15 protein-coding genes are annotated in these 24,377 nt (G+C 50.5%); 5 read left to right on the top strand and 10 right to left on the bottom strand.

The features are described 5' to 3' along the window. Positions 1 to 72: 72 nt before the first annotated feature. The 5 genes from J5A66_RS08855 to J5A66_RS08835 form a co-directional block, all read right to left on the bottom strand. Entirely contained in the window at positions 73 to 1,173 is a 1,101-nt protein-coding gene (locus J5A66_RS08855; protein WP_249109962.1) for a hypothetical protein, read from the bottom strand. Positions 1,174 to 1,261: 88 nt separating this feature from the next. Further along, positions 1,262 to 2,929, bottom strand: a complete 1,668-nt coding sequence (locus J5A66_RS08850) for a hypothetical protein (RefSeq protein WP_211790258.1) — start codon at positions 2,927 to 2,929, stop codon at positions 1,262 to 1,264. A gap of 19 nt (positions 2,930 to 2,948) precedes the next feature. Beyond that, positions 2,949 to 3,704: a DUF4843 domain-containing protein gene (locus tag J5A66_RS08845; protein ID WP_211790257.1), complete on the bottom strand. Its 756-nt coding sequence runs from the start codon at positions 3,702 to 3,704 to the stop codon at positions 2,949 to 2,951. Positions 3,705 to 3,723: 19 nt separating this feature from the next. Beyond that, entirely contained in the window at positions 3,724 to 5,340 is a 1,617-nt protein-coding gene (locus J5A66_RS08840; RefSeq protein ID WP_211790256.1) for a RagB/SusD family nutrient uptake outer membrane protein, read from the bottom strand. 27 nt (positions 5,341 to 5,367) lie between these two features. Continuing rightward, entirely contained in the window at positions 5,368 to 8,460 is a 3,093-nt protein-coding gene (locus J5A66_RS08835) for a SusC/RagA family TonB-linked outer membrane protein (protein ID WP_211790255.1), read from the bottom strand. Positions 8,461 to 9,425: 965 nt separating this feature from the next. Between J5A66_RS08835 and J5A66_RS08830 the strand changes: the two genes are divergently transcribed. The 5 genes from J5A66_RS08830 to J5A66_RS08810 all read left to right on the top strand — a co-directional run bounded on the left by J5A66_RS08830 (position 9,426) and on the right by J5A66_RS08810 (position 16,823). Continuing rightward, positions 9,426 to 11,033, top strand: a complete 1,608-nt coding sequence (locus tag J5A66_RS08830) for a hypothetical protein (protein ID WP_211790254.1) — start codon at positions 9,426 to 9,428, stop codon at positions 11,031 to 11,033. Between the two features lie 240 nt (positions 11,034 to 11,273). Continuing rightward, a complete protein-coding gene (gene sucC, locus J5A66_RS08825; protein WP_211790253.1) occupies positions 11,274 to 12,410 on the top strand; it encodes an ADP-forming succinate--CoA ligase subunit beta in 1,137 nt (378 codons plus the stop codon). A gap of 92 nt (positions 12,411 to 12,502) precedes the next feature. Continuing rightward, entirely contained in the window at positions 12,503 to 13,375 is an 873-nt protein-coding gene (sucD, locus tag J5A66_RS08820) for a succinate--CoA ligase subunit alpha (protein WP_211790252.1), read from the top strand. A 383-nt stretch (positions 13,376 to 13,758) separates the two neighbouring features. Further along, the gene (locus tag J5A66_RS08815; RefSeq protein WP_211790251.1) at positions 13,759 to 15,588 is read left to right on the top strand and encodes an SLC13 family permease; all 1,830 of its coding nucleotides are present in this window, start codon (positions 13,759 to 13,761) and stop codon (positions 15,586 to 15,588) included. 224 nt (positions 15,589 to 15,812) lie between these two features. After that, positions 15,813 to 16,823: a class II fructose-bisphosphate aldolase gene (locus J5A66_RS08810; protein WP_211790250.1), complete on the top strand. Its 1,011-nt coding sequence runs from the start codon at positions 15,813 to 15,815 to the stop codon at positions 16,821 to 16,823. 147 nt (positions 16,824 to 16,970) lie between these two features. On the opposite strand, the gene J5A66_RS08805 is transcribed toward J5A66_RS08810, so the two are convergent. From J5A66_RS08805 to J5A66_RS08785, 5 genes are all read right to left on the bottom strand, one after another. Then, positions 16,971 to 17,675: a Crp/Fnr family transcriptional regulator gene (locus J5A66_RS08805; protein ID WP_211790249.1), complete on the bottom strand. Its 705-nt coding sequence runs from the start codon at positions 17,673 to 17,675 to the stop codon at positions 16,971 to 16,973. A gap of 565 nt (positions 17,676 to 18,240) precedes the next feature. Further along, positions 18,241 to 18,978, bottom strand: a complete 738-nt coding sequence (locus J5A66_RS08800; protein ID WP_249109961.1) for a hypothetical protein — start codon at positions 18,976 to 18,978, stop codon at positions 18,241 to 18,243. Positions 18,979 to 19,022: 44 nt separating this feature from the next. Further along, a complete protein-coding gene (locus J5A66_RS08795) occupies positions 19,023 to 20,702 on the bottom strand; it encodes a hypothetical protein (protein ID WP_211790248.1) in 1,680 nt (559 codons plus the stop codon). A 22-nt stretch (positions 20,703 to 20,724) separates the two neighbouring features. Next, entirely contained in the window at positions 20,725 to 21,921 is a 1,197-nt protein-coding gene (locus J5A66_RS08790) for a hypothetical protein (RefSeq protein ID WP_211790247.1), read from the bottom strand. Positions 21,922 to 21,937: 16 nt separating this feature from the next. Beyond that, positions 21,938 to 24,376, bottom strand: coding sequence for a TonB-dependent hemoglobin/transferrin/lactoferrin family receptor (locus J5A66_RS08785; RefSeq protein WP_211790246.1), 2,439 nt, complete (start codon positions 24,374 to 24,376; stop codon positions 21,938 to 21,940). Position 24,377 lies beyond the last annotated feature (1 nt).

The following is a 24,377-nucleotide window of genomic DNA, read 5'->3' as shown; positions in this document are numbered from 1 at the left end:
AGAACGGACAAAGACAGGAGGCAAGCGTTTGTCTCAAAGGATGCGGAAAACGGTCCGGACCCGGCGTAGAAATTACTTAGCGGCAGCCGGTGTGGTGAACTTCACCTTCTTCAACGCACCCCATTTGCCGTCTACATTCTTGGCCAGCGAGCAGGCATAGTAAGTGGTGTTGGGCGTTGCGTTCCATTGTGCTTTGTCCACTCGGTACTGATTCCAGTAAATATCTTTGGGATGCTCTTCCTGAAGCATCTTGATGACGCCGATATTACCCATATCAGGTTTGTTGAAGGCCTCTTCGGTGATGATGATGTCACGGTGAAGCGCAGCTTGATCGTTGGGCGTATAGATCACCAATTGGAAGTATCCGGTAGCTTTGCTGCCACCAAACTCGCCTATCTGGATGTCTACCGTCGCCTCGCCAGGGCCTCCCAGCTTCTGAGTAGTAACAGGCACCTTGGTGATTTCCTGGAAAATGCCGTTCTTGTCCCAAGGCAGCACGCAGAGTTCGTAGCCCGTGTTGGGAATCATCTCTCGCCAGGTGTAGCTTTTCTCGGTGGTATAGTCTTTTCCGCTGAACTGCTTAATCATGTCGTAGGCATTGGAGAAGCCCATCATCGGTCCGTGTTCCTGCACGGTTTTGTCGATGGTGCCTGCCTCAAACTGACAAAGCGCATAGCCGGCCACGTCTGCATTGGGGGTGAACTTCACGGTGACGCTGTCCGGTCCCAAAGCCGTTACCTGGCACATCACCTGCGGAGAGGAGAAGCCTTGCGGGCGGGGAGCCGTGAAATGGACGCGTTGCACTGTACCGGGCTTGCCGTCTTTGTCGTAACCTAAGCAAATCAGGGTGTATTCTTTCTCAGGAACCACCACCAATCCATAGTCGACGAGTTTCTTTCCCTTTACGTCTTCTAAGAATTTCGGCTTTTTCTGCCCCGTGAAATAGCCATTCACCACCTCGTCTTTAATGATTCCGGCGATGTCTGACGTGAAAAGGGCGAGGCAATAGCTCTTACACTCGGGCGATTTCTTTAGCGTGAGCAGAGGAGCACCGGTCTTTGGCGCGTTGATACTGACGTTGAGCGTTACTTTTTCGTTCTGGGCTGCCACCTCAAGGGCAAACACCGACATGAGCAACATCATGATGCTGCCGATCAATTTCTTTGAAACCATGTTTTGATTTTCTATCTGTGAATACGTTGAAGAGGGGCGACAAATGCATGATGGGCATGGATTTGCCGCCGCCTCGTTAAAAAGATGATTAATACATATCTACGGTTGCCCGCACAAGGCCTAACTGCTTCACGGCAACAACCTTTCCGCCTACATTATATTTTTTGAGGAACTGCGGCACAGCCAGCTCTTCTGCATTATAGATAAGGATGTCTCCATTCTCGCAACCGATAATGAGATGCTGGTAGTTGGAGGTGCTGAGATAATAGTCGTCACGGTCGTAGGTCATAAAAGTAATCTTCGACGTGATGCCGGTCAGAGGTAGTTTGCTGATCGATACGTCTACCATTCCCGGCCAAGTCTGCCTCTTGATGGCATACACCTCTGTGCCTTCGGAGAAGAGATCGGTGTAAGCCTTCGACGAACTGTAGGCCAATCGTTCTCCGGCAGCTACGAGGAAACGGGTGTCATCGTTGAATAAATGCCCGGTTACTTCATAAGGAATGAAGTAGGCATTCGGCGTGTTGAGTCGCCGTCCGCGGTTGTCGATCGTGAAGGTGCCGACCATCGACTTGCCACCCGTGTTGTAATACACCTGGAACCAGCTGTTGTTGCGGTCCCAATACTGGGCTCCGTCCATGCAGGTGATGAAGTAGACCTTCGTGTCGGCCGGCATTTCCATCACCGGTACGCCGGTCCATCCATCCTGATGAAGCGTGGTCATGAAGCTGCGATAGCTGCCCCACTCGCCTTCTAAGGAAGTGGCCACCACCACACGGCGGTTCTTTTCGTCGTAACAAGGTATGTTGGTAATGCCCCAACAAGTGTGTCCGAACTTGGTGATCTTATAGCCTTTCTCGTCCAGATAGTAGGGTTCGGTGATGAACTTTCCACCTAAATAGTTCTTGGAAAACTTTCGTGTAAACACCCGTCCGTCTTGTGTGGCCACCCAAGTGAAAGCTGGTGATTCGGAACCGCCCACTTCTTGGTCTTTGCGAGAGCTCACCTTGAAGTTCGGCGGAGTGCCGTCTGCAAAGAGTTCGCTCATGTCCCACACCTTTTTTAGGTTGCTGGCATTGAACACAGAGGCGTCTCCCTCCTCGGTAATGGCCGTCACTGAGCCGATGGCACTTACATTTAAAGCGACGGCTACGTCCAGTTGTTTAGGCGTTCCGGGGATGTCGGCAGACTCATGCGGCCTTAATGCAAAGTCGGGAATGGTGAACCGACCGTTGTTATCGCGCTTATAACCTAACTGTAAAACGGAAAGCGTACCGATATTGGGCGTGGAAGTGGACTTCTCGGAGTAGACGATGAAGTCGGCTTCGCCGATTCTGGGATAGAAGAAGAAGGTGATTTTACCTTTGAACGACACACCCGAAGACTTCTCGATGATAGAGAAATCACCGCTTTGATAGTGTGTTGGAATCTCTTCTTCGCCCACTTTGCGCATAAACTCCTCGTAGGGAATTTCAGCTTTGAGCTCTTCGCAGAACAGTTTTCCGTTATAACGCCATTCGTAACGCACTTCCTGGCTTCGCTGTAAGGAATCCATCGTTCCCCAGTTGAAGTATTTCGAGCCGTCTACTCTCACCTTTCCACCTTCACGAACCACGATCTGAATGGGCCGAGCCACAACATCTCTCAGCCATGTGGGCGGTTTGAGCGACTCGTAGTTGTAATTACCATCATCGCTGAAACATGCACCTAACAACGGTATCAGCAATCCTACAATGGAATATTTTATCTTTCCCATAATGTTTGATTTTTAACGGTTATACTTTAACGGTCATCTTGCTTCCATCTTCCTCAACGGCTTCGGCGGGATGGTCGGCCAACCACTTTTTAAACTGCATGACCAGCTCTATCGCTTTGTGTGGAGCTGTGCGGATAAGATCGCCGTTGAACTTGGCTTTCTTGTCTACATTCATTAAGAAGAGCTTGTATTTGCGACTCGAATATTCGCCTAAGAGGTTGTCGGTGACCTCTCTGTTCCACCATTTAGGCTTGATCGCGTCGCGTGTCAGCACCAAAATGGCCCGCGTACGCTCGGTTTGTCCTAATCGTAAACCACCCATCGGCACGAGTTCTACAGTGAGTTTCACACCGTGAGGCATACTGCCAAGGCGTGCAGAACGGAACATCTTGATGATGATGGTATCGCTTCGGTTGGTCGCTCCCTCAGCTGCCGGACGTGCACGGAAGGTATAATGGTCGTCCAATTTATATTCGTTAGCCGTGGCCGTAGTCATTTCGGGAATCATTTTGAGTTGAAAGGTCTCGTCGTGAGCCAAATCCCGTCCTGCCATATGCACCACTACAGGAACGTCTATTGTGTTGACGTCGTCGGTAAAGAAGAAGAATGAGGCGAGAGTAGAGTCCGCAGTCTCTTTACCTGGTGCAGAAGCGTTTTTATAAAACTTATCGAAATAGATGTAATGTTCGTCCCCAAAGGTTTTCAAAGCTTCCTCCTGACAGGACGAAAGCAGTGAGAATGCCGCCAAAGGCAGCAGATATAACAGTTGTTTCATAATCTTTTGTCGTTTAGGGTTATCGATTTTCTTCTGTAGGAATAGGCAAAACGCATTCTTCTTTTGAGAAAGGAACGGTTGTTCCGTCGTCGCGCTTCACGCCAGCATTGAGTCTTTTATAGAGATAGAAGAGCTGTCCCTCGCTGATCCATTCGCGTTGACCCTCGCGCACCAAGTCTTTCACAAACGCATCGAAGGTAGTTTGAACCGGCAATTTATGTCCTTGAAGTCCGCGTCTGTCTCTCATATCGTTCAATATCTTGTAAGCCTCCGTGAAATTACCCTTCCTTGCTTCAGTCTCTGCAATGATATAGCGAAGCTCTGAGGTGCGTAACAGCGGGAAGATGTTGAGTGTTTTGTCGCGTTCTGCCGTATTTTTCTCTTTGACATACCATTTGACGGACATCAAAATCTGGTAGCCGTCAGTGGGAATATACAGAAGACGCTTCGAGCGAATATCGTTTTCGGCCTCGTCTATCCCGTCGGTTGTTTTGAAAATGTCCTGTCCATTGACGTTCACCACACAGAGATTATAGTTTCCAGGGCTCTTAATGGCACGTGGAAATTGGCTTTCCATTGCACCGATCAACTTCTCTCCGTCGTTGTCTCGATACAAACCGAAGAGCAAGTTATCGATCATCCGGACGTCCATCATCTGTTCTGGTTGTTCGGTCCATGCGAAATCGAAACGTTCATTCTGGAAAGGTGTGTAAGAAGCTCCCTGCATTCCGGTGCACTTTGCTTTGAAAACCTCTTCTGCACAATCCTTAGCTTTGGCATAGAAAGAGGCATCGAAGCCGCCGTTATACTGATAAACCCGAGCTAAAAGACCCATTACGGCCCAATAGGAGAGGCGATAACCCCGGCCATAAAAGAACTCATCGATCTCTTCCGGCTTGGCATAGCCTTCCATTCCAGACTCAAGTTGATTGTAGAACCGGGTTTTCCCTGATGCGTTGGCACTCATTCCAGTGTCCGAAGTGTCGAAAGGTTTCAGCAAATCGCGTGCCTCTTCCAAATCGGCTATTACCTTTTGGAGGGCATCTTTCACAGAGATATGCTCGGCAAGAACATTCGGGAAATCGCTCACATAAGGGATATAGACCTTCCCATCGTCGCCGATCGGGGCCGGTGCAAAGAGCCTTAGCATGTCGAAATGCAAGAAAGCCCTTATGGCTTTGGCCTCTCCGAGAATCACGTCCTTCTCTTCTTGCCCACGTTTGAACTTACTTGGGCTTTCAGACGAAATGTGTTGAATCAGATTATTGGTAGCAGCGATATTGTTATAAGCCTTCAACCAAATAGCGTTGATGATGGGTTGCAGCGTTTTCTCTTTGAAATCGCGTTTTCCGGCAGCAATTAAGGCCGTGCTTCCGAGTTCCTGTTGAGAAAGATTCAACCGATATTGATTAGAGAAGAAGTCGATAACGCCATATTGCAAGTTCTCTCCATAGAGAGCGTTATCCACCATTCCCTTGTACAGACCGTTCAAAGCAGAGCGGTATCCGTCGCCAGTTTCAAACAGTTCCGGTGACGTAGACCTTCCATCTACAGGCACTGTAAGCCAGTCGTTGCAGCTGATGAGCATGGCAGCGAGAGCAGACGATAGGATGATTGAATATATTGTACGTTTCATAACTCGTAGTTGTTTAAAGTGAAACAGTTAATAACTTGCGTGAATACTGATGCTATAGGTATGCGCATAAGGGTAAGAGAGTCCGCGTTCTACCCGCACGGTGCTCCATTTGGCAAGGTCGGAGGCATTGAACGACACCGAGAGCGCACTGAGTTTGAGTTTAGAGGTGATTCGTTTTCCGAAGTCGTAGCCCAGTGCCACGCTGTTAAAGTGCACATAATTGTCGTTCTGTACGAAGCGCGACGTAGCGTTTGTGGTGGCATTTTCTCTGATTCCGTAGTAGGGAGACACGTCACCCACCTTTCTCCAACGCTGCGTGATGATGCGGCGGTCAACGTTTCTATCTTTGATATTGGCATTTTCCACCTTCGAGATCAAGGTATTGTTATAGTATTGTCCACCAAATGCATACAGGAACGTCGTGTTGAGGTAGAAACCCTTGTAAGCCACATTGATGCCGAAGGTACCTTGTGCATCAGGATTGGCGTCTCCGCACACCTTCATGTCGTTATAGTTCCATTCTTTGGTCACGGTTCCGTCTTTCTTGAGGAAGAGCTCGGTACCGGTTGCCGGGTCGATTCCCAGAGAGGGAACGGCATAGATCGCAGAGGTAGAGGCTCCAACATAATATAAGACAGGAGGCAACGAACCGCCGGTGTGGCCATATTCGCTTCTGTTATTTTTCCGAATTTTCTCGTTATACTCTTCTATGGCGTCGTTGAGTTTGGTGATTCGGTTCTTATTGGCTCCGAGGTTAGCGTTGAGCACCACAGAGAGGTCGCGGCTACTATACACCGTTACGTTGGTCTTGAGTTCGAAACCTTTGTTCAATACGCCGCCCACGTTTCCATTATAAGAGGTGAATCCCGAAGAAGGACGAATACCAATCTGATCGATTGTGCGGTCGGTGGCCTTGTGATAATAGGCTGCCTCGAGATAAAAGCGCTTCTTAAAGAGTTCGATGGTGAAACCTAAATCGAGCGTCTTGGTCAGTTCCCACGTCAGATTGGGGTTGCCCATGGTGGCCAAGCGGGTAGCGGGCCCCGTGTAGTACCACGAAGAAGTGTCTACCTGGTAGCTGCTAATCACATCGAAACGCGAGAAGTTCACTTTACCCGTACTACCGTAAGTTCCTCTGACACGCAGGGTATTGATCCACGGAAGATTCTTAATGAACTTGTAGTTGTGCAGGTTCACACCCAGACCGATGGATGCAAAGGGGGCAAAACGTCGGTTCGAGCTGAACTGAGAAGAGCCGTCGAGGCGGAAAGAAGCATCCAACAGGTAGATTTCCTGGAATGTATAGTTCACAGCACCAAGGAAACCGACCGTTCTTACCGTTTGTTTGGTATCACCCGTTTTTCCTTCTTGAGTAGCCGCATAGATGGGATTGCTCAGCGTACCCAGACTGAAGCCCCGATATTCATAGCCCACAGGATGGGTGATCGTTTCCTGAAGATCTACACCTCCGGTAAGATTGAAGAAGTGTTCGTTCAGTCGCTGATTGAAATGCAGTTCGGCTTTTGCATTCCATTTCAGCTGATCGTCTTTGGATATTTTGAGCGATCCTTTCTTCGTACTTAAGACATTTTGGAAGGAAAGGTCTTTCGGGTCTTTGAAATCGCTTGTTTCCGTCTGCGTTTGGCTCACGCTAAACGTTCCGCGTAGATAGAAAGTAGGTGTAAAATAGAGGTTCACCGCAAAGTTATCGGTAATATCGGTGATGCCGCCTCTGCCCGAATAGTTATACAGGTTTTGCACCTGCCACAGCGGATTGGCTTTACCCGTCATGGGCAAGGCGCGCAACAAACTGCCGTCTTCGCCGTAAATGGCCTCGTAAGGCATATAAGAGCTATAGTTGTAGAAGTCTCCGTAAGGCGAATTTTGATAGGTGGTGCGGTTCAAGGTCACCTGATTCTGAATCTGCAACCAGTTGTTCAGGCGATAGTCGATCATCATTCCTGCTCCCCAACGGTCGCGGTAAGAGCCTTTCATCACACCTCCGTTCTTGTTATAGTTGAGGTTGATCATGTAGCGCAGCGAGTTGACACCACCCGAAAGAGAAATGTCGTTGCGCCAGTTGCCTACGTTGCGTAGCGGGCGCGACAGCCAGTCGGTGTTGACACCACGGCGCACCTCATTGAGTTTTTTATTGAATTCGATGTCCTTATCGATCTGTGTGTGAGGGTCGTTGGCGGTATACAGCCCTGCATCTTTCTCAACCTGTAGCTTTTCGGCGGCATTGGTCAGGTTGTAGTCAGAAAGATCGGGGAACGTCAGTTCGACACTGGTGTTGTAGTCGATACGAATCTCGCCCACTTTCGGTGGAACAGTGGTTACTACCACAACGCCGTTGGCCGCCCGCGAACCATAGAGTGCCGTTGCAGCGGCATCTTTCAAGATGGTCATACTCTGGATGCGGTTGATGTCCATATCGTAAATCTTCTGCACACTCACTTCAAATCCGTCGAGCATAAAGATAGGCATATTGGGATTGTCGCGCAGATTGGTGCGTCGGGTCAGTGCCTGTCCGTTGGCATCGAACTCTTGTCGTTGGATGTTAGAGGCTCCGCGGATGTTGATTTCGTTGAGTTGGTTGGGGTCGGAACCGAATCCCGACCGGTCGATGATGCGGAAAGAGGGATCGAAAGCCTGAAGAGCTTTAACGGCATCTTTCACGTTCACCTTTTTCAACTCGTCGCTCGTCACTACTGTTGCCGAACCGGTGAAACTGTTTTTCTTCAGTTTCTGAAATCCCGTCACCACGACTTGGTCCAACTGTGTGGCGTCGTCTTCAAGATAGATAGTGAAGTTTCGTTTCTTACCCACGGTGAAGGAACGTGGCTTACAGCCGACGAACGACACTTGAATCACGTCCGTGGGTTTGCAACCCTCCAGCCTAAACCGACCGGTGGAAGAGGTAACGGTGCCCCGTGGCCCGTTTTTCATTTTCACAGTGGCACCGACAATGGGTTCGTTTGTGCCATTGTCTACCACGACACCTTCGATAGCGATGTCGCCTCCGTCTTCTGGCTTTTGTGCATAACTCTGGATATTGACCAGGAGCAAGAGTGCGATCCCGACAAATACCTGCCATGATGTTGATAAGCTTTTTTGCATAGGTATTACAATTTTCGAGTTAGTACTTTTATATATTTAACTCACGATGTTTCGGTGGATAGTCATTTAGGGGTTGCTTTTTGCAAATATAGATTATTTTATGTTTACTTCCAAACTTCGAATCTTATTCTTTTTTAAGGTGTTGCAGTGCAACAATGCGATAAACAAAGGTATTGCGAGAGATTGTTGAAATCTGTTTCGGTGTCAATTTGCAACGCTTTTATTTAGTCGAGCGAACAAAAAGTAAGTGAATTTGCCCATTGTCATGACGAGAATTATCAATCGCCGACCCGTAGTTTTTAGCGGAGTGGTCAGGCAATTGAATGTTGCCGACCCGTAGCTTTTAGCGGAGTGGTCAGGCAATTGAATGTTGCCGACCTGCAGTTTTAGTGGAGTGGGAAGGGCCGCCGCACTTTTCCCCTATCTGTTTTCACTATGAATAGAGGATGTTTGCAGAGACAGTTGGACGAGCTCTGTAACTCAATGAAAAACATTGGTTTACAAAATGAATTCTCATCTCTTAGCTTTCGTCTTGCATTTTCTTAGCTTTTGCACGTCGTTTTCTTAGCTTTTGCATTCTAAAAGCTAAGTGATCGTAAAACAGTTTGTAGCATGCCTTCTTTCCAGAACCATACCCGTTTGAAATCAACACAAAGCATTTTTTACACGAATAATCGCTTTTCGGGGGCATTTTTTTGTAAAATAATATCCCGAAAAGAGGCGTGAGGCATCTGTCTACTGTTGTTTTTCAGACAAAAACAGGATATAGCGTGTGGTATTCCTATTCATGAAACAGCCCTTTTGGCATTGTTTTTTCACTTTTTCTTCAAAAAAGGAGGTAAAACAATATATTTTTCTTAATTTTGTTACTGCCTTGCAATAGTTTTATCTGCTAAAAGGGGCTACCAAAAGATACTCCCGCGTGGCTCTGTAGGCCATGCATCTGTCAACGAAACCAACAAGAAATGACCTATATCTCTAAAACAGTAACCCTGCTACTCTTCTCGTTCGCCCTTTTGTTATGCGGATGTGGAGAGGCCGTTCAGGGGCAACTCGAAAGAATCGACTCGCTGCTTGTGCAGGGAAATGTAGATGCTGCCTACCTCTATTTACACTCTCTGCCCACCGTTCCGCAAGAAGACCGTGCGGAAGTGGCCTACTATACCCTGCTGAAGACAGAAATTTGCTATCGCAAACGCTTGCCCATCAACAACGATTCGATCGACTACCCGATGTTCTACTACGAGCAAAAGGGACCGAAAGACAAGCTCGCGCGCGCGTATTATTATAAAGGTGTCATCCAGTTTTTTTACCGCAACAATACGATGGCGGCCATCACGCTGCTGAAAAAGGCGGAAAACACCGTGCGAGGCAGTAACAATGCGGTGCTGCAACACAAAATCTATTCCACCATCTGCTATGTCAACTTGCTCAACAAAAACTATAACACGGCACTGAAGTATGCCCGCCTGGCCTGTAACTTGGGCCGACAGACGGGTAATAAGATGTGGATTGCCTATAGTTTGACCTATATTGCCAATGCTTACAGCGGACTGGCAGAGCCTGATAGCAATCTGACTTATCTCTTGAAGAGCTTGCAATATTATCAATATCTCAGTTCCGACAATCAATCGGTGCTGCTGGCCAATATCAGCGATGCTTATAATCAGCGCAAAGACTCGGTTCGTGCTGCGGTTTACATACAAAAGGCTCTGAAAGAACGCCCTGACAGTTATACCTACGCTATTCTGACCGATCTCTATATCCAACGAGGCGAGCACCGAAAGGCTTACGAACTGCTGCGAAAGGCCTTGGGAAGTCCCGATGCTTACACGCAGGAGAAGGCTCTCTACAACCTTTTCCGGCTGAGACAAAGCACGGGCGACTATCGCGGAGCCGCACAAATTGCCGACACGTTGTTGCAATTCAAGGAACGACAGCAAAGGGAATGGCAACAAAACAACATCTACGAGATTCAAAGCCGCTATGACAAGGCTGAGAGCGAAAGGCAAATCAAACAGTACAAACTCTATTTCGGGGCGTTATTCTTGGTTTTTGTCCTTTCGGTTCTTGTGCTGATGCTTTACCATAAATATAAGGTGACCAGGGCCCGACGCACGCTCTTGGAAAAACATCTGCTGCTGAACGAATGCAACGGTCGGCTGGATGAGAACGTTCTTTCACAACACGAGGCGCACAAAGAGCAGACTTCTCTGCGGCAACGGGTGGACAACATGAAGGACAAGGAGGTGCAAACGCTGAGCAATGGTAAGCTGCTTTACGAGAGTATTGTTCAGAATCACAATACCATTCATTGGAGCGGACAAGATTTTCTCGACTTTTTGGCCTACTTTAAGTTCATCGATCCCGATTATGTGGCCCAACTCGACCAGCTGTATAGCAATCTTTCGCCACGCCAATACTTATTCCTCATCGCTACGGGGCGAATGAACAAAAGCGAAACCGAAGTGGGTGATATCCTGGCTATTAGTCCTGGTAGCGTGCGGTCTATCAAAAGTCGTATCAAAACGAGGAGACTGGTAAGTAGTAAGGAGGGGAGTAGTAGGGAGTAAGGCTTTGCAAAGCTGTTGAAGAAAGATGTAAGTGCGTTGGGAAAGAGTTTCTTCTGTCTACCTGTTCTCCTGCTTTTTCAAGGGCGATCTATATAATAAGGTATAGCAATCGCTTGTCGATGAAGTTTCTGTTAAAGAAAGTATAAAAATAAAATTAACAGCAAGGAGAGCGACAAGGGTAAAAACAAAAAAACTATATTTGCACATAGAACTGATATACAACTAAACAATTATCAAGCTATGAAAGTTCATGAATATCAAGCAAAAGGCATTTTTGCGAGTTATGGCGTGCCTGTAGACCGGAGCATCCTTTGCAGAACACCACAAGAGGCGGTAGAGGCCTACCGCGAATTGGGCGTTGAACGGTGCGTGGTGAAGGCACAGGTGCACACCGGCGGACGCGGAAAGGCAGGCGGAGTGAAGCTGGCTGCCGATGAAACGGAGGTGAAACAGCATGCTGAGGCTATCCTGGGCATGGATATTAAAGGTTTTACCGTAGACCGTGTGCTGGTGGGCGAGGCCGTGAATATTGCTGCCGAATATTATGTGAGCATCGTGATCGACCGTAAATCGAAAGGAGCCATCCTCATGATGAGCCGAGAAGGCGGGATGGACATCGAAACGGTGGCGCGCGAAACGCCCGATAAAATCTTCAAAGTTCCTATCGACCCTTCTATCGGACTACCCGATTTCAAGGCGCGCGAGGCTGCTTTCAAACTCTTCGACGATATGGCACAGGTGAAGCAAGCGGCTCCGCTGTTCCAAAAACTCTACCGCTTGTTTGTGGAAAAAGATGCGTCGTTGGCCGAAATCAACCCGTTGGTGCTCACAAAAGAGGGCCAGCTGAAGGCCATTGATGCCAAGATGACTTTCGACAACAATGCACTCTATCGTCATCCCGACATCTTCGCCATGTTCGAACCTACCGAAGACGAGAAGAAAGAGCAGGCCGCCAAAGACAAGGGCTTTAGCTATGTGAACCTCGGAGGCGAGATCGGATGCATGGTGAACGGTGCTGGACTGGCCATGGCAACGATGGATATGATTAAACTTTATGGCGGAAATCCGGCCAATTTCCTCGATATCGGAGGTAGTTCTAACCCGCAAAAGATTGTCGAGGCCATGAAACTGCTGCTCGCCGATGAACATGTGCGTGTGGTTCTCATCAACATCTTTGGCGGAATCACCCGTTGCGACGATGTGGCCAAAGGTCTGATCGAGGCCTTTCAAGAGCTCAAAACCGATATGCCCATCGTGATTCGTCTCACGGGAACCAACGAGGCCGAAGGCCGTGAACTGCTGAAAGGCACCCACTTCATCGTGGCACAAACCATGGCCGAGGCCGGTAAGAAGGCTGTTGCGGCTGCAGGCTATTGAGCAGAGGCAACAAAGCGCGCGTGCCACACGCTGCGATGTGTGTGCATCAAATAGCAGTGAACAATACACTTATCAACTAAAAACATCCTAAAATGAGTATTCTAATCAACAAAAATACAAGGCTTATCGTGCAGGGAATCACCGGTCGCGATGGTGGTTTCCATGCCACCAAGATGAAAGCGTATGGCACCAACGTCGTAGGAGGCACCTCTCCGGGCAAAGCGGGACAAGAGGTGAGCGGGATTCCGGTGTTCAACACCGTGCGTGATGCCGTGAAAGCAACACAGGCCAATACGTCGGTGATTTTCGTTCCGGCAGCTTTTGCCAAAGATGCGATGATGGAAGCCGCCGATGCTGGCATCCAACTGATTGTCTGCATCACCGAAGGTGTGCCCACTCTCGATGTGGTGGAGGCCTATCATTACATCAAAGAGAAGGGAGCTAAGCTGATTGGGCCCAACTGTCCCGGACTCATCTCGCCCGAAGAGAGCATGGTGGGTATCATGCCCACGGGTATTTTCAAGAAAGGAGGCACCGGGGTGATCAGTCGAAGCGGGACGCTTACCTATGAAGTGGTGTATAATCTGACGCAGAACGGCATGGGACAGTCTACCGCTGTGGGCGTTGGTGGCGACCCTATTGTGGGCCTTTACTTTCAGGATTTGCTCGAAATGTTCGAAAACGATCCTGCTACGGATAGCATTGCTCTCATTGGCGAGATTGGCGGAGATGCCGAAGAGCGTGCCGCCGAATACATCAAGGCGCATGTCACCAAGCCTGTTGTGGCCTTTATCTCGGGGCGCGAGGCTCCGAAAGGTAAACAGATGGGGCATGCCGGAGCCATTATCTCCAGCGGTTCGGGCACGGCGAAAGAGAAGGTGGCTGCCTTCGAAGCTGCCGGAATACCCGTGGCACGCGAGACAAGCGAGATTCCGGCGTTGCTGAAAGCTCGTTTGGGAAGATAGACTTTAGACCTTTTTTCTCTGTCAACACAGAGAATGCCCTCTGCAAGAGGGTAAAATGGGAACATCTTTTGGACAGAACCTACAAGCGGTTTTGTCTAAAAGATGTTTGGATTTTGTGGCTTCTGATGGCGTATTGGATGCAAATCCGACCGTTTTGTTGGGTAGGATTGGTTTCCTGTTGGATAGGGTCGGTTTCTAAACCATGGTTGTCGGTGGGTTCATGTGCTACCTTAAAAGATTTTAATAATCTCTTTCTATACTCCGTTTTTCGGCGAAAATCGGAATGTTTTGCGTAACTTTACAACGTTTTCATTTAGGATAACAGTTTCAATCGGGTGGATCGAGAGGCTGTAAAATCGTTCTTTTTTTTATAATATTTAGGTATGGTCGTTACATTCATCATCCTTATTCTCACGGTAACCATGTTTATCATCGGTCGCATCAGGGCAGATGTCGTAGCTCTTTGCGCCTTGGCGGCGTTATTGATGTTTCATGTTCTTACGCCCGAAGAAGCCCTTTCAGGGTTCTCTTCGTCGGTGGTCATCATGATGGTGGGGCTTTTTGTGGTGGGAGGAGCTATCTTTCAAACCGGATTGGCTAAGGTGGCGAGTCAGAAAATCATGAAGTTGGCCGCAGGAAACGACCTGCGTATGTTTCTTTTGGTGATGCTCACCACCTCGGCCATTGGGGCTTTTGTGAGCAATACGGGAACGGTGGCCTTGATGATGCCTATTATTGTGAGTATGGCAGCTCAGAATGGGAGTCATCCCGGACGACTGCTGATGCCCTTGGCCTTTGCCAGTAGTCTGGGCGGAATGCTCACCTTGATCGGTACGCCACCCAACCTTGTGATTCAGGAGACACTCACCGGAGCCGGTTATCAGCCGCTTTCGTTCTTCTCGTTCTTTCCCGTCGGCATCATCGTGATCACGATTGGCATCCTTGTCTTGCTGCCGCTCTCGCGCTTGTTCTTAGGAAAGACGCGGCAGAAGGACAAGCGGACGAAAAGTAACGGTAAGACTTTGGAACAGTTGGTGGAAGAGTATAGCTTGCAACATCAGCTCAGGCGGTATCGCATCGGGGCTCAATCGCCCGTTGCCGGACAGACTATCGCCGAGCTCGACCTGCGTAACCGCTACGGTATCTCTATCATGGAGATCAGGAGAAAGGCTGCCCGCAGCGGTCGGTTCATCCGCAATGTGAAGCAGAGCGTGCCCAAACCCGACAGTCTTCTTCAGGCCGACGACATCCTCTATGTCACCGGCGATAAGGAACGAATGGAGAGTTTTGCCAACAAGATGCAACTGGAGCGGCTCGACGACACGGGCATCGACTTCTACGACATCGGTATCGCAGAGATTGTGCTCATACCTACGGCGCAGCTCAACGGTACGAAACTCAAGAATTCGGAACTGCGTGAGCGGTTCAACATCAACGTCCTGGGTATTCGTCGCAGCAACGATTACATCTTGAAAGATCTCTCCGAAGAGCGTCTTCACTCGGGCGATGTGCTGCTCGTGCAGGGTTCGTGGGCCAACATCGGACAACTGGCAGGCGAGAACGACTGGGTGGTGTTGGGTCAACCCAAAGAACAGGCACAGAAAGTGACACTCAACTACAAAGCACCGCTGGCAGGTGGCATTATGTTGTTGATGATCGCGATGATGGTGTTCGACTTTATCCCCATTGCTCCGGTAACGGCTGTCATCATTGCAGGCCTATTGATGGTGCTCACGGGTTGTTTTCGCAATGTGGAGGCAGCCTATAAAACGATTAATTGGGAAAGCATCGTGCTCATTGCGGCGATGATGCCCATGTCGATAGCTTTAGAGAAGACGGGCACTTCGGCCCTGATCTCGCATACGTTGGTGGATATATTCGGGTCGATGGGCCCCACGGCGTTGCTGGCCGGCATCTATTTCACCACGTCGTTGCTCACGATGTTCATCAGCAACACAGCTACGGCGGTACTCATGTCGCCCATTGCGCTGTCGGCATCTACCGAGTTGGGTGTTAGCCCTTACGCCTTTCTCTTTGCTGTTACGCTGGGGGCCAGCATGTGTTTTGCGTCTCCGTTCTCCACGCCTCCTAATGCTTTGGTGATGCGAGCCGGGCAATACACTTTTATGGATTATGTGAAGGTGGGTCTGCCTCTGCAACTTGCCATTGGCATTGTCATGGTGTTTGTATTGCCGTTGCTGTATGCATTCTGAATATGACGGCTTCTGAACGGGGGAGACTTTCCGTTTTTGACGATGCGCCAACTGCTATATGCATATGACAAAACGGGAAAACGACAGCCCGACAAGATGCAATAAAGTTTAATTCATTCAGGGAGACGGGCAAAAAAAGGGGCCAGGTTTTGCACTGCCCGATTAAAAACGTTAATTTTGCGTCCGTATAAATAAAGGCATTATTCATTTAAAAATATAGTGTTATGGTAGATTACAAATCATTAGGCTTGGTAAACACCCGCGAGATGTTTAAGAGAGCCATCAATGGCGGTTATGCCATCCCGGCATTCAACTTTAACAACATGGAGCAGTTGCAGGCCATCATCAAGGCTTCTTCCGACTTGAAGTCACCTGTTATCTTGCAGGTTTCGAAAGGTGCACGCAACTATGCCAACCCCACTCTTCTCCGTTATATGTCACAGGGCGCTGTAGAGTACGCAAAGGAACTGGGCTGCAACCATCCCGAAATTGTGGTTCACCTCGACCATGGAGACAGCTTCGAGACTTGCAAGAGCTGTATCGATGCAGGTTTCTCTTCGGTGATGATCGACGGTTCGTCGCTTCCCTACGACGAGAATGTGGCTCTGACGAAGAAAGTGGTAGACTATGCCCATCAGTTTGATGTAACCGTAGAAGGCGAATTGGGTGTTTTGGCCGGCGTAGAAGACGACGTCGTAGCAGCTGAATCGCACTATACGAAGCCCGAAGAGGTGATCGACTTTGTGACAAAAACGGGTGTCGACTCGTTGGCCATCTCGATTGGTACGTCTCACGGAGCCTATAAGTTTACTCCCGAGCAGTGCACCCGCGACCCGAAGACCGGTCGTTTGGTTCCTCCTCCTTTGGCTTTCGACGTGCTCGACGCCATCATGGAAAAGCTGCCCGGCTTCCCCATCGTGCTCCACGGCTCTTCGTCGGTTCCCCAGGAGTATGTCGACATGATCAACCAATACGGTGGCAAGCTGCCCGATGCTGTGGGTATCCCCGAAGAGCAGCTGCGTAAAGCTGCCAAGAGTGCCGTTTGCAAGATCAATATCGACTCCGATTCGCGTTTGGCTTTCACGGCTGCCGTTCGCAAGGTGTTTGCAGAAAAGCCTGCCGAATTCGACCCGCGCAAATACTGCGGTCCGGCTCGCGATCTAATGACAGAGCTCTATGAGCACAAAATCAAACAGGTGTTGGGTTCTGACAACAAGCTTGCTCAACTCGACTAAATTTCCCGCAGGGAAGTATTCAACAAAAACCGGACGCGCCACAGGGTGCGTCCGGTTTTTCGTTTTCAGGGGGAACGGTTTGCGGTTGATCAAAAGCGGTGGACTGTTTATAGAATGAATGATTCAGAGTGGATCGCGAACGGTTGTCTATGGAATCACGTTCGGGTGGCCGGACGATCGACTGCGGAGCCGTTTGTCGTCGAGAATGACAATTTCTTTTCTGCGCACGAAGATGGCGTTTTGGGCTTCGAGTTCGGCCAAGGTACGAATGAGCGAACTCTTTTGCACGCCGAAGAAGTCGGCCAGTTCCTGTCGCGAGTGGCGCAGGGGAATGGTGTTCGATCCGTGTTTACGGGCCATGAGTAGGAGATATTGCGCCAATCGCTGGCGCAGAGGAGCCAGATAGATGGTTTTGATTTTGTGGAGCAGGAAGAGATTGATGGAGGAGAGCAGTTGCAGAAAGTTGCGACGGACGGTGCGGTTGCGGTCGATCAGCTTTCGGAATCCGGCGATGGACATGCAAAGCAGCAGCACATCGCCGTTCACGGCCTTGAGGTCTACCGGCGTAGCTTTGTCTTGAGCGAAGAGGAAAGCGGGGGCGATGAGACTGCCGCTCTTGAGATAGTCGACGGTCAGGGCTCGGTTGTTGGCTTCGGACATTCGTGCCATCAGTTCTCCTTGCAGGATGACAACGGCTTCGTCGCATAGTTTTCCTTGATAGCTATACACCTTCTTTGCCGGAATTTCCTTCATCGAGAAGTCCACCGCATGCAGTGCGGCTTCTATCTCGGCGGAGGACATTCCGGCAAAGAGGGTAGATTTCTGTAGAGAATCGAGGATGAGTGGATCCATGTAGGTTGGCTTGAGGCAGCAAAGATAGGCAACATTCCTTTCTCGTGCAATACTTACAAATGGTGAGATTCTCTGCTTTTGCGGGGCAAAATCGGGGAGAGCGAGGTCGCTGAACAGTTCAGTAGGGCCATTTGGGCCTCCGTGGCGGTTCTGAACAGTTCAGTAAGGCCATTTTGGTCTCCGTGGCGGTTTTGAACAGTTCAGCAAGGCCATTTTGGTCTCCGCGGCGGTTTTGAACAGTTCAGTAAGGCCATTCGGGTCTCCGTGGCGGTTTTGAACAGTTCAGTAACCCTATTCGGGTCTCCGCGGTGTTACTGTAGGGTACAGTAGCCCCATTTTGGTCTCCGCGGCGTCATTGTAGGCTACAGTAACGCCATTTGGGTCTCGGATGATGGTTTTGTAGGGTACAGTAGCCTCATTTTGGTCTCCGTGGCGTCATTGTAGGCTACAGTAACGCCATTTGGGTCTCGGATGATGGTTTTGTAGGGTACAGTAGCCTCATTTTGATCTCCGTGGCGTCACTGTAGGCTACAGTGGCACATCCGCTTTTTGAGGGCAGGCCCTGTTATTGAGCCTCGAAACGGAGGAGGAAGAGGCCATCTTCGATCTCGGCGAGCAGGGCGAGCTGCGTGTCGGAGAGCGACTGGATGCGCACGTTTTTGAGTTGTATCGCTCCCAGCGGGATGGCCGTGCGGATGTCGAGACGCTTTGCGGAGAGCGTCCAAGTGCCCGTTTCGTGTTTGAACTGTTGAGGCGAGGTGACCTCGAAGGTGAATTTTCCGCCGTCGGCAAAGGTGAAATACTTTTGCGCCACGGTGGCCAAGAGACTGTAGGGACGGATGCTGCTGTTCGTAATCAGTACGCGCGAACCCTTCGCCACCGACTTCCAAGTGTGCTTCTTGAGGCCGGTTGCGATTTGAGCCTCAGTCAGCGTTTCGGCTTTTGCCGGAATCTTGTCGAGCACGAGTCGCTTAGAGGTTTCGCCTTGGGTGACGACGAGCTTGAGGTTTTGCTCGTAGCCCGCAAGCTGTTCTATACTGAGGCGACAGGTGCCTTGAGCATCGGCCGTGCCTTTGGCGGCCATCTGTCCGCGCGGCGTGTCGTAAACCAGTTGCACGGTGGCTCCGGCGGGCGTGCTACTCACGGCAATCTGCGCCGTGCCGGTCGGGGCGTCGACGCTCACCTGGACTTTGGGTTCGGGGAAGGGAGCGTCGTTGGGCTCGTCGCTCGAGCACGAAGCCCCGAGCAGGCTACCCACGAAGAAGAGGGCAGCCAGAGGTTTTTTCCATACGTTTGTGTTCATATCGTTTTGTTTTTTGAAGATGATCGGTGCGTAGAGCTCGGTCTTTAGTGCGCCGTGTCAGCGCGTCCTTCGCGGGTGACCACCCACGAGGGATAGTTCACCAGTTCTACTTTCTGCTTGTCTACCCATACGAGGAAGTCGTATTCTCCTTTGAAATTGCTCTGCTTGAGATTCGCGGGGAAAATGATCTTCTTGACATATCGCTCGTCGGTGTTATATTCGGCACTGATGCTGAGATATTTTAAGTTAGAGCATCGGCTCAGGTCGAGCACCTCGGTACTGACGCTGTTCACCTCCAATCGCTCGAGCGTTGCCGGCAGAACCACCTTGTCTAAGGGGCGGTTCATCTGCGTAAGGTCTCTTTTAGAGAGATATAACGAACCGATTTCCAAAAACAAAGCGCGCAGATGGATATGGCTCAGGTCGAGCTCTTGGAGCGGCTTGAGGGCCTGCGTGGTGCGGATATGGAGCGAATCCAGACCGGTGGGCAGGTAGAGATTCGGGGTGATGAGCTGGTCGAAGTTGAGCGTTTTCAGATGGGTGAACGGGCGGAAGTCGAACACCGTGTTGGAGGGATACTCTCCAACACCCGACCCTCCCATCTCGATTTCCTCCAAGGAGAGCGGCATGTCGGTGGGCCGGAGCAAGACGAAGAGCGAGTTGAAGGACAACGATTTCAAGCCGCTGTTGGCTTTCAAGCCCTCGATCTGAACTTGGCTCGCAGGGGCGTCGATACGCCAGGCGCCACCATGAAGCCGTAGGGAGTCTAACGAATGGTTGAGAACAATCTTCTCGGCGGTGATGTTCTTCTCGCCGCTATCGCTGAAGTAAAACCGCTTGATGCGCGTCCCGCTGATGTCTACGAGCTTCGGCCCTTTATGCTCGGCCGTGTTGGTGTGGATGGATAGGCGATCGATGTGGTTGTTGTCTATCACGAGATTTTCGCCCGAGAAGTCAGAGTCCTCGATGTACAACCGCTGGGACTTGACCCGATTGAGCACGTCAGCGGTGTAGATGCCGTTCTTGAGTTCGATGTTGCGCAGAGCGTGCGACGGAGCTTTGAGATGGGTGATGTCGGTTCCGGTGAGCAGCAAGTTCTGCAATTGCGCGTTCTTAGAGAGATCGTAGCCGGATAGATCGATGGGTTTGAAGGTGCGGTTGATGAACCAAGAGTCGAACGTCTGTTTCTCGGCCTTGATGGTGAGGCGGCGCAAGTGTGAGAGCTTGTCCAAGTCCAACACTTCGGAAACGAAGCATTGGTCGAGGTAGAGATCCTCCAATGCCGGGAAGTTGGCCAGTCCCCAGAACTTCACCTCCTTGTTGGTGTTCTTCAAACTGGGATAGTCTACAAACGTGCCGAGCGCGGTTCTCTGCAAGGCAGGCGTCTCGTCTTCGTCTTTCACCCGAAGAAACAGCGTGTCGCCCGAGGCAAGGATGTAGCCGCAACCCTCTTTCAAAGCCCGCGCATGATAGCTCTTGATGACGTCTATGGCCTCGGCCTTGGCCTTAGGATCGATGAGTTTGGGCAGGGTTCGGTAAGCCTCTTCAAAACGGAAGAGCTTAGAATAGTCGGTGATTCTTTCTTTAATATATTCTTGATACTCGGCTGTATTTTCGTTTAGGTCTAAGTCTTGCGTGGTGACATTGAGCAAGTCGCCCTTCTCGCAGGCAGCGAAAACGCCGGTGAGCAGCAGAGCCGCCCAAGTGCTTATTTGTCTTTTCATCTTTATCTTCAGCTTAAAAAAGTTAGTTCAGTTTTTTAACGGCTTCTCTTACGCCCCAGGTCTTGGTCTCGTCGGGCATGTCCTGTTTGAGCAAGAAGAGGTAGTGGGTTTCCTGCTCGGAACTGATTCGTACCCACATTCCCTTGGCGGTGCGTTTGATAACCTCGATGACATAGAAGTAATTTTTCCACACCTTGACGCCCTGCCCCTCCTGTTTGATGGGCAGGAACTCGGTTTGTGGATTTTGGATTTTCAGACTGAACATCGCCTCGGCCATGCTGATGGCAGGCAGTTCGTTGGTTTCGACAATGATTTTATTGCCGTAGATGCGCCATTTGCCTCGTGCCACGATTTGCTGTTCGCCCAATTGCTCTTGGAAAGAAAAGAAAGCCGAGGCTTTGATATACGAGGGAACATCGATGTAGGCCGTGCCGTCTGCGCCGAATGCGAACTGCGCTCCGAAGAGCAGAGCCGGGGTTTTGGTCAGCAAGTCGTTCACATAAGTCGTGCGGATGGCGCATTGTGCGGGATTTTCCAGCAAGTCTTTGATCTCGTCTTTATAGCTCGACATCGACCAAGCGGTGTTGGAAAACTCGTCGGCAGACAGTTGGGCGGTGCTCACGGGCATGGTTTCGAACCAGGAAGAAACGACGTTCTTGAAGTCGGGCAGTTCGCCATTGGTATCGTCGTCGTAGTAAGACGATGAGTTCATAAAGTCTACCACCATCATCTTGTCGCCCAAATCGACATACGTTGCCACGGTGCTGACATTGTCTTTGGCCTGAATGTCGCGCACTTTAATTTTCATATTGACGTAGCCAACGGGCGTTTTGCTGTCTAAGACAACGGTGTTCTCGTCGGTCGTAGACACCGCCCATCGCCCCTGACAAGTCACATAGCTGTATTTGTTGAAAGGCGGTTTAAAGAGCAGCGTCGATGTTCCGTCGCGGCGAAGTTCCATTCCCACCCAGGCCGTAGTGTAGAGAATGCCCTCCATGGCGGCAGAAGTCTTGGCCTGGAAGCGTACGGTGTTCCAAATGAAATTGTTGTAATTGATGTTGGCAGACTTATACCACATCGTGTTGGTAAGCTTCTGCACGACAGGATTGCTCAGGTCGGGCACGCTGTTGATGTCCGACACGTCGATGGTGTTGCGCTGATCGCAGCCCGAGAGCAACAAGGTTGCTACAAGGATGACTAAAGAATATATTTTCTTCATATCGTTTGGAGTAGGTTTAAATTTTTATTTCGAGTGCCACCGAAGCATATCGCTTGGGGCGAGTAAAGCGACTTAGCGATTTACGTCCGTCTTGAAAGAAGAGGTTGATGTTGGAGAGCAGAGCCGGATTGGTGAGTTGTCGCAGGTCGTCCCACCGGTGATAGCGTGTGTTGAAAAGGTTGTACACCCCGGCACGCAGTGTGATGTGCCGACCGAACTTATAGTAACCGAAGAGGTCGAAGATGTAAGCATTCTCCATCAACGAGGCCGGATAGCGACGAATGAGGTCTCTTCCCGATGCGTCTCGGTCCCAGAACGTAGTTTGCGCCACGGGCTTGGCAAAGTAGAGATTCATCTTCGCATTCACCTGCCAGCGAGCGTTCTTCCCCGTATATTCCAGTCCGACGTTGCCCGTGAGAGGCTGAATGCCCAGCATACTCATGCCCGACGACGATTTGCCATCGGCATAACTGAAGGCGGAAGACACCATTAGTCCGCGCAATCCGTCTATCCATTCGCTCGGATATACCTGCACCGCAGCATCGAAGCCTTTGAGATGAGCCGACTCGCGGTTGACATTCTTCACATAAGCCAGCCGCTTCGGGTGCTGCATCAGCGGTTCGTTCACGGTGAGCACCCCTTGTTTCAGCTCAATAAAGTCGGAATATTGGTTGTAATATAGGCTCAGCATATAGCCCAGACCGCTGCCTCGGCCCGTCAGTTCCAGTTCGTGGTTGTAGGATTTCTCGGGCTTCAGGTCTCTGTTGGCCAGTACGACGAACGATGGCCACGTGCTATAATACTGGAAAAACTTCTCCTCCGTGTTGGGCACGCGGAAGCCGGTAGAGAACTTATACGATGCGTTGAGCCACTCGCTGTGGGCATACGAGGCGATGGCCAGGAACGAAACGCCCCGTTCGGTGTTGCGGATGGGCGAGAAATCCATAGCTGCCCCCTGCACGTTTTGCAGCAGATAGTCGATGTATCCGCGGCTTCGAGCGTTATCTCCGGCATCGTCTGTGGTGCGGAAGAAGTCGTATCGTGCTCCGAGTTTCACCGTTAGTTTGCGTCCGAAGCTGATATCGTCCATCACAGCCGCTCCGATGTTGAGTCGGCGAATGGGGTTCAGGAACGAGTAGGCTTGTGCAAAAGTGCCCATCGCCTCGCCCAGGTGATACACTCTGCCCATACGAACGGTGTAACCATAGATAGGATCTGCCGCCACAGGATTCTCTACATCCACGTTGCGTGTGGTGTTTTTGCGCAGCATGGAGAGGGCTGTGAAGTTGAAGAGATGCCGACCGGCGAGGCCGAGGTCGAACACCCGACTGTCCAGACTCAACCGAGCGAAACCGTCGTGTGTGTCTTGTCCGCGATATTTGTCGCGTTTTCCCTCGTAGAGCAGTGTCATGTCGCTGTTCACAAGGTCGAAGTTGGGACGGTAATACTCCGTCCAGGTGCTGGCATCGAGGAAAGATTCCTGATGATGCAACTTCGCCGTCAACTTACGAACAATCCCCTTTGCGGGCAACCATCGATAAGAAAACGAGTAAGACCGACATAGCGATTGGTCGTGCGAATAGTAGTAAGGCTTGCCGTCGGCTGTGAAAGCATCGATGGGTTCGAGCGTCCAAATCTCGGCATCAGTCTTCCTGTTCATCGCATAGAACGTGAAGTCCAGCCGGTGGCGGTCATTGGGTTGATAAGTCAGTTTGCCCAGCCAGGCCAGCTGATGGAAGGTCATCGGGTCTACCTGTGTAGAGGTGACATTGCGTGTGAGCTTGCCGTAGCCGAAGTTGCGAAGCTGATTTCCATCGCGCCGAGCTCCCATCAAGAGAGCCTCGAGGCCTTTCCAGCGCACGGCTCCACCCAGGAGATAGGTACGCAGATTTTCTTTTCCGTTATAACCCACATGCCCGAACGCACCCCAATGCCGACCTTCGCCGATGAGGTCGCGGGCCTCTTTGGTGGTATAGTTTACTGTTCCGCCCAGTGCACCCGTACCCGATACAAACGAGTTGGCCCCTCGTTGTATCTCTACCGACGAGGCAAAGTAAGGGTCGAAGTCGATTCGTGAGGCGTTGGAAAGGCCATACGAGCTGAACACTACATTGTCTTGAATCTCGGGTTGCAGGATTCCGTCGATGCTGACAGCCACCCGATTGGCCTCGACCCCTCGGATAGCGAAACCGCGCATGCCGCCGCGTGAACCCGAAATCGACACGCCCACCGAGGGCATATAGCGCACGAGATCGTTCATATCGGCAGGCATTTCTACACGTAGTTGCTCGGCCGACTGCACGATGGCTCCGATTTTCTTTTGTCGGCGGTCGGCCTTCACCACCACCTCTTTTATCTTATGCGTGCGAGTGGTATCTGCAACAGAAGTCTGTGCGAGAACTTTCGTCGGGTCCACCCAGAGGGCTAACCATAGTATGAAGGATAGATTCTTCATC

This window comes from Prevotella sp. oral taxon 475 (assembly GCF_018127805.1).
Lineage (GTDB): Bacteria > Bacteroidota > Bacteroidia > Bacteroidales > Bacteroidaceae > Prevotella.
The sequence above is the reverse complement of the archived record's forward strand: the minus strand, read 5'-3'. Positions and strand labels throughout refer to the sequence as shown.